Below are 12353 nucleotides of genomic sequence, written 5' to 3' on the forward strand. Positions count from 1 at the left end.
CGCGAGTTCCCTTTCTTTGAGCGAAGATTCAGACGGACCATGGAACAACGAACAGCAGCCAGGCGAGAATCGGCGTCACCACCATGATGGTCATGCCCCACCGCATCGTCAGCCCGAACACCACGTCGCGTTCTTCCGGAGCGGCGTTCGCGACCACCAGCGCGCCGTTGGTCGAGAACGGACTGCAATCGACCAGAGACGAGGAGATTGCCAGCGCGATGACCAGACCGGTTGCATTGACCTGACCGGTCATGAGGAATGGAATTGCCAAAGGGATGAGTGCGCCGAGGATTCCCGTGGTGGATGCAAACGCCGACACGATCGCGCCGATCAGGCAGATCAAGAAGGCTGCGAGAAGTGGAATCCCCACGTGTGCAACAGAATCCCCGAGCCACTGGACGGTGTTCTGGTTCTGCAGAAGAGCGACGTACGTGACGATTCCGCCGATGAGGAGCACGGTGCCCCAGCTGATCTTGTCGACGGCGCCGCGGGCGGAGGCAGGGAAGATCAGGGTGAGAAGTACCGCGACGGTCAGTGCGGTGAATCCGACGTCGAGGTCGAACACCAAGGCGCCGAGTGCAAGCGACGCCAGTCCGAGCAGGGTGAGTCGCCGCTCGAGATTGAGCGCTCCCTCGTGCGGAGCGGCCCCACCCGAGGACTTGCCGCCACCCTTCGAGCTGTCGCCGGAACCCGAACCGGTGATGGTGTCGCCACCGCCAGACGCATTGCCGACTGCGTTGACGAGCACGCGTTCGGAGGCGCCGCGCGCAATCAACGCGCGTCCGCCGAACGACACGTACGCGATGGCAGCAACAACGGCCGCGGCCGCGAAGGTCGAGACGAACAGCAAGGCCGGGCTCGACGGGAGGCCGTTCTGACGCATGACGTCGTTGGTGATCACACCGAAGATTCCGATAGGGGAGAAGCTGCCCGCCGTTGCGCCCTGGACGACCATGAAGCCCATCAGCATGGGGTGGATCCGGTAGCGGGTGGCGAAGCCCATTGCCACGGGCGCGATGATGGCGACGGCAGCGGGACTGACCGCGCCCATGGCGGTGACGGCCGCGCACACCGCGAACATCGCCCACGGCACGAGGGCCACTCGTCCTCTGACCGCGCGGACTGCCGCGTGAATGATCCAGTCGACCGTGCCGTTGTTTCTGGCCAGCGCGAACAGGTAGGTGACGCCGACCAGGATGACGAAGAGGCTGGCCGGGAAGCCGTCGAGGATCTCGCTGGTATCGACGGTGAAGACCAGTGTTCCGACGACGAAGGCAGCCACCAGGGCGAGCGCACCCATGTTCACCGACCTCACGGTGGATATGACGAACACCAGGACAAGTACTGACAGGGCTATGACATTTGCCATCGAACTCTCAATCCGTTCGCGACCAGCTTGTGGTCTGCATCACTTGGAATTGGCCTAGCCTCTCTGCCACTGCTCCATTTGTCAAGTACACTCCGAGGCATGAATTCGACGTCATCGCCCGGCTCGCGCTCGGGCCTGCCCGGACGATTGAAGCGTCCGCGCCTGTACGAGCAGTTGGCCGAGCACATTTCGAATTTCATCGAGGCTCAAGGCCTTTCGCCCGGCGATCGGCTTCCTCCCGAACGCAGCCTGGCTGCCGAACTCGGCGTGAGTCGCGCGTCGCTGGCTCAAGCGCTCGTGGCCCTCGAGATTCGGGGCAGAGTCGAAATTCAGCACGGTAACGGAGCGGTGATTCGTGAAGCTCCGACGCCCGACGCGGGCCGCTCTGCGGACTCGGGAGTGCGGCTACAGGACCGAACCGTTGACGAACTGACTGCCGCCAGGGAGGCGATCATGGCCGGCCTGGCTCGGGCGGCGGCGTCGAATCCCAACGCTGCGCTTCGGGTCGCGATGTTGACCGACGACGGGACCGCGAGAAACTTCGCCGAGACATGGCGCTGCGTCAGGCACCTGGCCGGTGGCGGCTTACTGGCTGATCTCGACGACACCATCGCCAAGCAGGCGGACGTGCCCGAGTCCTCGGCGCGACTGTCCGCGCGACTCGATCAGCTCGCGCACCGGATCATCGACGGTGACCAATCGGGCGCCGCTGACGCTGTTGCGGGAATCCTCTCCGAAACGGCCTGACGAATAACGACGGAAAAGCGTCGGAAAAGCGCACGATAACCACTATGAGCATGTTCGCTCACAGGAAACTGTGCTGCGACGTAGCCCGGGAACCTGATCGGCAATGCGCACGTTGAACACAGTGACGACCGTTCCAACCAAGCGGCACGGCCGCTGGCGGGCATCGATGGGGCCGATCGCGGTAACCTGCAGGTGTCCGGTTGGCAGCCGGAAGGCGACCTGGCAGACCCGCACTCTCGAAAGGACCGGCCACATCGGCCGACCTGTATGAACCGTAAGACTGTGTTCCGTAACGTGCTACTCGTAGCCGTCGTGCTGTTGGTGATCTATGCCTTCAGTTACTTCAGCAACGACACCCGCGACTTCAAGACCGTCGACACCTCGGTCGCGATCTCCCAACTCGACGCCAAGAACGTTGAGTCGGCGCAGATCGACGACCGTGAGCAGCAGGTTCGTCTGTGGCTCAAGAACGGCAACGACGCCACCGACGGTAAGACGCAGATCCTGGCGAAGTACCCCGCGAGTGCGTCGGAGCAGATCTTCGACAAGGTCGAAGGCGCCGGTGCGGACAAGTTCAACACGACGGTCACTCAGGAGAGCTGGCTGACGTCGATCCTTCTGTTCGTGCTGCCGATGATCATTCTGTTCGGCATCTTCTTCTTCGTCATGAACCGGATGCAGGGCGGCGGTGGTCGCGGCGGAGTCATGGGATTCGGTAAGTCGAAGGCCAAGCAGCTCACCAAGGACATGCCGAAAACCACGTTCGCCGACGTCGCCGGTGCGGACGAGGCTGTCGAAGAGCTGTACGAGATCAAGGACTTCCTGCAGAACCCGGCTCGCTACCAGGCGCTCGGCGCCAAGATTCCGCGCGGTGTGCTGCTGTACGGCCCTCCCGGAACCGGTAAGACGCTGCTCGCTCGCGCTGTCGCAGGCGAAGCCGGCGTCCCGTTCTTCACCATCTCCGGTTCTGACTTCGTCGAGATGTTCGTCGGTGTCGGTGCTTCGCGTGTTCGCGACATGTTCGAGCAGGCCAAGCAGAACAGCCCCTGCATCATCTTCGTCGACGAGATCGACGCCGTCGGTCGTCAGCGCGGCGCAGGCCTGGGCGGCGGACACGACGAGCGCGAGCAGACACTCAACCAGTTGCTCGTCGAGATGGACGGCTTCGGTGATCGCACCGGCATCATCTTGATCGCCGCAACCAACCGCCCCGACATCCTCGACCCCGCACTGCTGCGTCCGGGACGCTTCGATCGCCAGATTCCGGTCGGCGCCCCCGACCTCGCCGGTCGCCGCGCGATCCTGCGCGTGCACTCGCAGGGCAAGCCGATCGATCCCAACGCCGACCTCGAAGGTCTCGCCAAGCGGACCGTCGGAATGTCGGGTGCTGATCTCGCCAACGTCATCAACGAGGCTGCGCTGCTCACCGCACGCGAAAACGGAACCGTCATCACCGAAGCCTCGCTCGAGGAATCGGTGGATCGTGTTGTCGGTGGACCGCGGCGTAAGAGTCGCATCATCAGCGAGCACGAGAAGAAGATCACGGCGTACCACGAGGGCGGTCACACGCTGGCTGCTTGGGCAATGCCTGACATCGAGCCGGTCTACAAGGTCACGATCCTCGCTCGCGGTCGCACGGGTGGCCACGCGATGACCGTGCCCGAGGACGACAAGGGTTTGATGACGCGTTCGGAGATGATCGCTCGTCTCGTCATGGCAATGGGTGGACGCGCCGCCGAGGAGTTGGTGTTCCACGAGCCCACCACCGGAGCGTCGTCCGATATCGACATGGCGACCAAGATCGCCCGCGCGATGGTCACCGAATACGGCATGAGTGCCAAGCTCGGCGCGGTTCGCTACGGACAGGAGGGCGGGGATCCGTTCCTCGGCCGTTCGATGGGCGTTCAGTCCGACTACTCACACGAGATCGCCCGTGAAATCGACGAAGAGGTGCGCAACCTCATCGAGGCAGCGCACACCGAAGCGTGGGCAATCCTCAACGAGTACCGCGATGCGCTCGACCTCATCGCTACCGAACTGCTCGAGCGTGAGACGTTGACTCGCAAGGACCTCGAGAAGATCCTTGCCGGCGTCGAAAAGCGTCCGCGCATCACGGCTTTCAACGATTTCGGTGGGCGCACGCCTTCGGATCGTCCGCCGGTGAAGACTCCTCGCGAACTCGCGATCGAGCGCGGCGAAACCTGGCCGGAGCCCGCTGCCGCACCTGTTCTCGTCAAGGCAGGTGCACCCAACAGCGGTGCCCCCAACGGTGGTCTCCCCAACAACGGTGGTCTCCCCAACAACGGCAACCAGGGACCCTCGAACGGCTACGCACAGCCTTCGTACCCGCAGCCGAGTGCTCCGCAGCAGACTCCGCAACCGGGAACACCCGACTACGGAGCGCCCGCCGGATGGTCGGCACCGGGTTGGCCTCCGCGTGAGAACCCGTCGCCGACGTACCCCGGACAGCAGTCGGGTGGGTACACCGGTGGACAGAATCCGACCCCGCCGAACCAGTCGCAGGGCCAGTACGGTCAGCCCCAACACGGTCAGCCCCAGCCCGATCAGGGGCAGTACGGCCAGCCGCACCCGGGGCAGCAGGCGTACCCGGAGCAGCCGCATCCCGGCCGCCGTTACCCCGCGCAGCCCGATTACCCGGTGCAGTACCCGGACAGTGGACCCTTCGCCGATCCGAACCGGGGAAACCCGACCGGCGAAAACCAGTGGCAGAGCCCCGCACCGGAACAGCCGCAAACTCCTCCGCCGCACCATTCGGCTGAGGACGAGGGACCGAGCACCGTTCGCTGGGACGGACCGGACGGATCTCGCTGACCTTGCGCCACTAGGCTCTGCGGCGGGGGACCTGTGAACAATTCTCGAGGAGAGTTCGGTTGTCGGTGAATGATGTGGCCAGTGAACTGGTGTCGCTCGGAACGGGCCGCCCGTTCGATCAGGCGCGGGCAGAGGCTGCCGTACGGGAATTGTTGATCGCGGTCGGTGAAGATCCGGAGCGCCCAGGACTGCTCGATACGCCGGCCCGGGTTGCGCGCTCGTACAAGGAGATCTTCGCGGGTCTGTACTCCGAACCCGACGACGCGTTGAACACAACTTTCGACGAGGGTCACCAGGAGTTGGTGCTCGTGCGAGACATTCCGATGTTCTCGACGTGCGAGCACCACCTGGTGTCCTTCCACGGTGTTGCTCACGTTGGCTACATCCCGGGAAAGTCGGGCAAGGTCACCGGTTTGTCGAAGCTCGCGCGCGTCGTCGACCTGTACGCCAAGCGTCCGCAGGTTCAAGAACGCCTGACCAGTCAGATCGCGGATGCTTTGATGCGCAAGCTCGACCCGCGCGGAGCCATCGTCGTCATCGAAGCCGAGCATCTGTGCATGGCGATGCGCGGTATCCGCAAGCCCGGAGCCAGCACGACCACGTCTGCGGTTCGTGGGCTCCTGCAATCCAGCGCGGCCTCGCGGTCCGAAGCGCTGGACCTCATCCTGCGTAAGTGAGCAAGATGTCCGCGGCTCCCGTTGCAGGCAGCGATCCGGCCCGGATGGTCGTGATGGGGATTCTGAACGTCACCGCCGATTCGTTTTCCGACGGTGGTCAATTTCTCGATCGTGACGCGGCGATCGCTCGCGGACTCGAACTGCAACGCATCGGCGTCGACATCGTCGACGTCGGCGGCGAGTCGACGCGCCCCGGAGCCACCCGCGTCGATCCGAAACTCGAGGCGGACCGAATTGCCCCGGTGATCGAAGAACTCGTGGCAGCCGGAATTCGCGTCAGCGTCGACACGATGCGTGCTTCCGTCGCCGCCGCCGCGATCGAAGCGGGCGCAGGCATCGTCAACGACGTATCGGGTGGTCGCGCAGACCCCAACATGGCCTCCGTTGTGGCCGACGCCGGAGTGCCCTGGATCCTCATGCATTGGCGCTCGGCCGGTGACTACGTCCATCGTGGCAGCGCCGATCACTACGACGACGTGGTCCGCGATGTCCGTGACGAACTGCTGTCGCAGGTCGATCTGGCGTTGAAGGCGGGGGTCGATTCGTCGTCGATCATCCTCGACCCCGGCCTCGGGTTCGCGAAGAACGCCGACCACAACTGGGCACTGTTGCGTGCACTACCCGAGTTCAACGCGACCGGATTCCCGGTACTGGTCGGCGCTTCCCGAAAGCGGTTCCTCGGGTCTCTGCTCAGCGATCCCGACGGCAATCCGCGTCCACCTGGTGGCCGCGAGACTGCGACGGCCGTGGTCTCCGCCCTTGCAGCGCGCGAAGGCGCCTGGGGAGTTCGGGTGCACGACGCACAAGCTTCGCTCGACGCCATTGCCGTGGTCGACGCCTGGAACCGTGGACGAGAAAGGGCCTGACATGGGGGACCGAATCGAATTGCGCGGACTGAAGGTTCGCGGCAATCACGGAGTGTTCGACCACGAGAAGCGTGACGGTCAGGACTTCTTCATCGACATCACCGTATGGATGGACTTGGCTCCCGCCGCGGCGTCGGACGACCTGACGCAGACCCTGCACTACGGCGAGTTGGCGGAAGCCGCCGCAGCGGTAGTCGCCGGCCCGTCGCGCGATCTCATCGAGACCGTCGCCGCTGAGATCGCCGACGACGTCATGAAAGATTCGCGAGTCGAGAGCGTCGAGGTTGTTGTCCACAAACCGTCGGCACCGATTCCGCTGGTTTTTGCGGACGTCGCCGTCGTCGCACATCGGACCAGATCGGCATGACGCGCGCTGTTCTGTCGATCGGTTCCAACATCGGCGACAGTGTGGCTCACCTACAGTCCGTTGTCGACGGGTTGGGCAGCGCCGTCGTTGCTGTCTCACCGGTCTATTCGACCGCGCCGTGGGGTGGCGTCGAGCAGCAGGATTTCTACAACGCGGTGGTGGTGGTCGACGATCCCGAAGCCGATGCCGCTGAATGGCTTCGCCGCTCGCAAGCTCTCGAGGAAGCCGCAGACCGGGTGCGCGAACAGCGGTGGGGGCCGCGGAGCCTGGACGTGGACGTAGTCGACTGCGAAGGCGTCGTCAGTTCCGATCCCGTGCTCACACTTCCGCATCCGCGCGCGCATCTTCGGGCATTCGTTCTCGTTCCCTGGCTGGACGTCGAGCCTGACGCGACGCTGATCGTCGACGGCCAGAAGTTGCCGGTGGCACAAATTCTCGACGGCCTCGATCGCACCGAGCGCGAAGGTGTCCGCACTACCGATGTGGTGCTTGCGCGGTGACCGAAAACGACAAGGGTTTGAAGCCGACCCGGATCAGTGAACTCGCGGTACTCGCCGCAGTGGCGGCCGTGGCCACCTGGATTCTGATTCGCGTGTTCTACGGTTCGATGCCGCCCATCCCTGTTTATGCGGGAGCGTCGCTGTACTTCGTGGCCGTTGCCGAGGCCGTCTTCGCTTTTGTCATTCGTTCACGCGTCAAGAACCGGCAGGTCGGCGACGGGCTCAGACAGCTTCATCCGATCACCGCCGCCCGAGCGCTGGCATTGGCCAAAGCATCCGCTTTGGTCGGTTCAGCTACCGTCGGTGTCTGGGTCGGAGTGCTGGTGTATCTCATCCCACAGCGCTCGGTTCTGCAGGCTGCAGCCTCCGACACGCCGGGCGCGTGGGTGGGGTTGGGCGCCGCAATTGCGCTGGTAGCGGCAGCTCTGTGGCTCGAACATTGTTGCAAGACGCCGGAAGATACACCTGACGAGCCTGCGCACTGACAGCCTGGTCGGCAAATCACCCACCGAGGTACGTGGCGACCCCGGTCTCGGCAAGTACCCTGGCAACCATGACAAATTCTGGTCGATCGAAGTCTGCGCGCCGAAGCAAGCGCAGCGCGAGCCAGATGATCATTGCTGCTCTTCTGGCACTTGCTGTCATTGCTTCGCTGTTTCTGATTTTCAGTAACAGCGTTCAGCTTCTTCGGGTGGGTCTGGTCGTCGCTCTGTGGGCAGCCACCCTCGGCGCTATCGCCATGACCAAGTATCGGCGTGAGTCGGCACTGGACAAAGCCAAGGTTGCCGATCTGCAGACCGTGTACGAACTGCAGCTCGAACGTGAAATTTCTGCTCGACGCGAGTACGAACTGAGCGTCGAAGGTCGCGTGCGACGTGAGGTGACCGCGGACGCGGAGGAGCTGGCCGGGTTGCGCGCCGAATTGGTAGCGCTGCGCCGAAACCTCGAAGCACTGTTCGAAGGTGGGCTGCTGCCCGAACAGACCGCGCTCAAGACCGATTCGACGCGAGTGCCGGAACTTGGCGGTAGTTCGTACGGCGCGTACCAGCCGGCACCGTCGGGGTTGTACGTTCCCGGCGCCGGCCAGAGCGGGCCCAGCCAACCGGCACCGAACGTCGGCGGCTTGGCTTCGCCCAACGACGATCCGGTGACTGCTGAGACAACCGTCGTGTTCGCGGAGACGTCGTGGCGTGACAGCAGCTTCGTGGCGCCGCGCGTCATCCCGACCCAGAAGTCTCGAGAGACGCAGAAGCCACAAGAGACGCAGAAGCCCCAGAGCGGGAACCAAGCACCGAGTTCTCCGGTGAGTTCCTCGCCGACACGAACGGTGAAAGACGTTTCGGTGAAGAAGGATTCGGAGCCGGTCGCGCCGGTCGAGCCTGAAGTCAAGGCTCCCGCCCAGGCCCCGAACATCGAAGATGCCGTCATCGAAGACGCTGTCGTCGAAGAGGTGCCCGAGGTTGTTCCCGCGGTTGTTCCCGAAGCTGTCGCGGAAGCTGAACCCGAATCCGCTGCGGAGCCTGACGCGGAGCCGCGACGTCGTCGCCGTGCTGCTCCGGAAGATGCCGCCAGTGGTGCTCATTCCAACGGATTGACCGTCGCCGAAATCATGGCGAATCTGAGTTCGAACAACCCGTCCGAAGGCTCCGGTCGACGCCGTCGCCGAGAGGACTGAGTCGCAGATCACTCGCCCGGCCATGGCATGACGGTTCGGGCGAAGGATATCCTCGGACGCAGAACGTCTGGTACCCGCCGAGCGGGACTGGAACGAACGAGAGGAATCCGGTGACTTCCTTCGGGATCACTAATGGACCTGCACCTGCGCGATTGACGGTAGGAATTGTCTCCGCAGGCAGGGTCGGAACAGCTGTCGGTGCCGCATTGGAGCGAGCCGGTCATGTTGTCAGCGCTTGCTCCGCCGTCTCCAGCGCTTCGGTTGCCCGCGCTGTGAAGCGGCTTCCCGATACCGAAATTCTTCCGGCCGCCGACGTCGCAGCTCGTTCCGAGTTGCTGATTCTCGCCGTTCCTGACGATCAACTTGCGGATCTTGTTCGAGGTCTGGCGGCCACCCATGCCGTCAAGCCGGGCACGCTCGTCGCCCATACGTCCGGTGCCAACGGGATCGCGATCCTGACTCCACTCACCGAACTGGGCGCACTACCCCTGGCTATCCATCCGGCGATGACGTTCACCGGTCACGACGAGGACACCGCACGGCTGTCGTCGGCATGCTTCGGAATCACCGCTGCCGACGACATCGGTTACGCGATCGCGCAGTCACTGGTCCTCGAGATCGGCGGCGAGCCCGTCCGAGTGCGCGAGGAGAACCGCGCGCTCTACCACGCCGCACTGGCTCACGGCAGTAATCACCTGGTCACGCTCGTGGTCGACGCCGTCGAGGCCCTGCGAGCGTCGTTGCAAGGTGACGAGCTGCTCGGTCAGCAGTTGGTCGACGGCGATCCGGGTGGAGTGGCCGAGCGAGTCCTGCAGCCGCTGCTGTCGGCGGCCTTGGACAACGCGCTACGACGCGGTCCCTCGGCGTTGACCGGCCCGGTGGCACGCGGCGACGCTGCTGCTGTCGACACACATTTGCGCGTACTGACAGACCTGGATCCGGAGCTCGCTGCCGGCTATCGGGCGATGTCCTTGCGATCGGCCCAGCGGGTGGGCGCCCCCACCGAATTGTTCGACATCTTGACTGAAACGGGAGGTGACCGTCGTGAGTGATCTGCAGGGCGGATACAAGCGCGGCGAACTGACGGTGCACCACGATCCGGACAAGCTTCGGCGCGTCTCGCGGGCACTGCGAGGTGTCGGGCGTCAGGTGGCGCTCGTTCCGACGATGGGTGCGCTGCATGCCGGCCACATCGAACTGGTTCGTCAGGCCAAGGTCACCGGCGCCGTCGTGATCGTTTCCATCTTCGTGAACCCGCTCCAGTTCGGTGCCGGCGAAGATCTGGACGCGTACCCGCGCACTCTCGATGCGGATCTCGACCTGTTGCGCGCCGAGGGCGTCGAATTGGTGTTCGCGCCGAGCGCCAAGACGATGTACCCGCGGGGCCAGCGCACCACCATCGTGCCGGGCCCGTTGGGTAGCGAACTCGAAGGCGGAGCGCGCCCCACTCACTTCGCGGGAATGCTGACGGTAGTGGCGAAGTTGCTGCAGATCGCGGCACCCAATCACGCGTACTTCGGTGAGAAGGACTACCAGCAGCTGACGCTCATCCGTCAGATGGTGTGGGATCTCAACTTCGATGTACAGATCATCGGAGTTCCGACGGTTCGCGAGTTCGACGGTCTCGCGTTGTCCTCTCGCAATCGCTACCTCGACGAGAACCAGCGCGCGGCAGCGGTCGCGCTGTCCGCCGCTCTGATCGCCGGTGCACACGCGGCGGCTGGGGGAGCGGAAGCAATCCTGGAAACCGCACGCGCTGTTCTGGCAGCTGTTCCGGAAATCGAGGTCGACTACCTCGAGGTTCGGGGCGTCGATCTGGGCCCCGCGCCCGAGCGAGGTGACGGTCGACTGTTGGTGGCCGCCAAGCTCGGAACCACCCGTTTGATCGACAACGTCGGTGTCGCGGTGGGAACCGGCTTCCTCGAGCGTGACACCGACCCATCCGCCGACGCCATCGACGACCTGCTGTCTCACTGAGCACTTTTCACGAGTAAGGACCTGGATATGTTTCGCACGATGATGAAGTCGAAGATCCACCGCGCCACCGTGACTCACGCCGACCTGCATTACGTCGGCTCCGTCACCGTCGACCAGGATCTGATGGACGCCGCAGACCTCCTCGAAGGCGAACAGGTGTGCATCGTCGACATCGACAACGGTGCGCGTCTCGAGACGTATGTCATTGCCGGCGAGCGCGGAACCGGTGTCATCGGAATCAATGGTGCGGCAGCGCATCTGGTCAAGCCAGGCGACCTGGTCATCCTCATCGCCTACGGCGTGATGAACGAGCAGGAAGTCAAGGAGTACTCCCCGCGCGTAGTCTTCGTCGATGCCGACAACAAGCAGATCGAACTCGGTTCCGACCCGGCTCACGCGCCGGAGGGTTCGGGTCTGATCACCCCACGCATGCTGTCGACGCTCGAGGCCTCGCGCGAATCCAGCCTGGTGTAATCCATGCTGCTCACGGTCGACGTCCGGAACACCAACATCGTTCTCGGTCTGTTCTCCGGGACTGGTGAGTATTCGAAGCTGTTGCAGGACTGGCGAATGCGAACCGATCCTCGGATGACTGCCGACGAGTTGGCGTTGACCTTCCGTGGGCTGTTGGGTTCTCATGTCGATCAGATCACCGGCGTTGCGGCGCTGTCGACAGTGCCGTCCGTCTTGCGTGAAATCCGTGTGATGCTCGAGCGGTACTGGGGTCACGTTCCCCATGTGGTGGTCGAACCGGGTATTCGCACCGGAGTGCCACTGCTGGTGGACAACCCCAAAGAGGTGGGAGCCGACCGGATCGTCAACAGCCTTGCCGCTCACCATCTTTACGAGGGGCCATGCATTGTCGTGGACTTCGGTACGTCGACCTGTGTCGACGTCGTTTCCGCCAAGGGTGAGTTTCTGGGCGGCTGCATCGCGCCCGGACTCGAGATCTCGACCGATGCCTTGGCGTCGCAGTCCGCTGCGCTGCGCAAGGTCGAATTGGTGCGCCCGCGTTCGGTGGTCGGCAAGAATACCGTCGAATGCATGCAGTCCGGTGCGGTATTCGGCTTTGCGGGCCTCGTCGACGGATTGGTCAACCGCGTCCGCGACGAACTACCGGAGTTCGGTGGTGACGACGTCTCCGTGATCGCGACCGGGGACAGCGCACCGCTGATCATTCCCGAGTCCGACACCATCGATCACCTCGAACGGGACCTCACCCTCGAGGGGCTGAGGTTGGTCTTCGAGCGCAATCAGGCGCGTCGTGGATCCGGTCGACGACCCGTCGCCTGATCGATGGTTTCGTTCCAGCGGTTTCGCGATTGCAAAAGTTATGCCACAAT

The 12353-nt window shown here is 63.8% G+C and carries 13 protein-coding genes; 12 read left to right on the plus strand and 1 reads right to left on the minus strand.

The window, feature by feature from the left end; translation table 11 throughout:
• Positions 1 to 28 precede the first annotated feature (28 nt).
• Positions 29 to 1369 carry an SLC13 family permease gene (locus tag P0M12_RS15620; protein ID WP_058039267.1) on the minus strand — a complete coding sequence of 447 codons (1341 nt, stop codon included), beginning with the start codon at positions 1367 to 1369 and terminating at the stop codon, positions 29 to 31.
• A gap of 99 nt (positions 1370 to 1468) precedes the next feature.
• Here P0M12_RS15620 and P0M12_RS15625 point away from each other — a divergent pair, with 99 nt between their 5' ends.
• The 12 genes from P0M12_RS15625 to P0M12_RS15680 all read left to right on the plus strand — a co-directional run bounded on the left by P0M12_RS15625 (position 1469) and on the right by P0M12_RS15680 (position 12303).
• Positions 1469 to 2116 (plus strand): GntR family transcriptional regulator, encoded by a 648-nt coding sequence (locus tag P0M12_RS15625; RefSeq protein ID WP_007727006.1) that lies wholly within the window; start codon positions 1469 to 1471, stop codon positions 2114 to 2116.
• Between the two features lie 267 nt (positions 2117 to 2383).
• A complete protein-coding gene (gene ftsH, locus P0M12_RS15630) occupies positions 2384 to 4948 on the plus strand; it encodes an ATP-dependent zinc metalloprotease FtsH (RefSeq protein WP_064075117.1) in 2565 nt (854 codons plus the stop codon).
• A 59-nt stretch (positions 4949 to 5007) separates the two neighbouring features.
• On the plus strand, positions 5008 to 5625 hold the full coding sequence (folE, locus tag P0M12_RS15635; protein WP_019746783.1) for a GTP cyclohydrolase I FolE: 618 nt from the start codon (positions 5008 to 5010) through the stop codon (positions 5623 to 5625).
• A gap of 5 nt (positions 5626 to 5630) precedes the next feature.
• A complete protein-coding gene (folP, locus tag P0M12_RS15640; RefSeq protein WP_277377922.1) occupies positions 5631 to 6491 on the plus strand; it encodes a dihydropteroate synthase in 861 nt (286 codons plus the stop codon).
• Between the two features lies 1 nt (position 6492).
• Entirely contained in the window at positions 6493 to 6858 is a 366-nt protein-coding gene (gene folB / locus P0M12_RS15645) for a dihydroneopterin aldolase (protein WP_042923559.1), read from the plus strand.
• The gene (gene folK, locus P0M12_RS15650) at positions 6855 to 7358 is read left to right on the plus strand and encodes a 2-amino-4-hydroxy-6-hydroxymethyldihydropteridine diphosphokinase (protein ID WP_003945848.1); all 504 of its coding nucleotides are present in this window, start codon (positions 6855 to 6857) and stop codon (positions 7356 to 7358) included. The genes folB and folK overlap by 4 nt, the downstream gene beginning before the upstream one ends.
• Positions 7359 to 7375: 17 nt before the next feature.
• Positions 7376 to 7843: a DUF3180 domain-containing protein gene (locus tag P0M12_RS15655; protein ID WP_153213529.1), complete on the plus strand. Its 468-nt coding sequence runs from the start codon at positions 7376 to 7378 to the stop codon at positions 7841 to 7843.
• Between the two features lie 68 nt (positions 7844 to 7911).
• Positions 7912 to 9033: a DUF6779 domain-containing protein gene (locus P0M12_RS15660; protein WP_179090775.1), complete on the plus strand. Its 1122-nt coding sequence runs from the start codon at positions 7912 to 7914 to the stop codon at positions 9031 to 9033.
• A 110-nt stretch (positions 9034 to 9143) separates the two neighbouring features.
• Entirely contained in the window at positions 9144 to 10085 is a 942-nt protein-coding gene (locus tag P0M12_RS15665) for a DUF2520 domain-containing protein (RefSeq protein WP_003945822.1), read from the plus strand.
• Positions 10078 to 11010: a pantoate--beta-alanine ligase gene (gene panC / locus P0M12_RS15670; RefSeq protein WP_003945953.1), complete on the plus strand. Its 933-nt coding sequence runs from the start codon at positions 10078 to 10080 to the stop codon at positions 11008 to 11010. Before P0M12_RS15665 ends, panC begins: the two co-directional genes overlap by 8 nt.
• 27 nt (positions 11011 to 11037) lie before the next feature.
• Positions 11038 to 11484, plus strand: coding sequence for an aspartate 1-decarboxylase (panD, locus tag P0M12_RS15675; protein WP_003945761.1), 447 nt, complete (start codon positions 11038 to 11040; stop codon positions 11482 to 11484).
• 3 nt (positions 11485 to 11487) lie between these two features.
• Positions 11488 to 12303 (plus strand): type III pantothenate kinase, encoded by an 816-nt coding sequence (locus P0M12_RS15680; RefSeq protein WP_007726991.1) that lies wholly within the window; start codon positions 11488 to 11490, stop codon positions 12301 to 12303.
• Positions 12304 to 12353: the final 50 nt, after the last annotated feature.

This window comes from Rhodococcus sp. RCBS9, assembly GCF_029457415.1.
Classification (GTDB): domain Bacteria; phylum Actinomycetota; class Actinomycetes; order Mycobacteriales; family Mycobacteriaceae; genus Rhodococcus_F; species Rhodococcus_F qingshengii.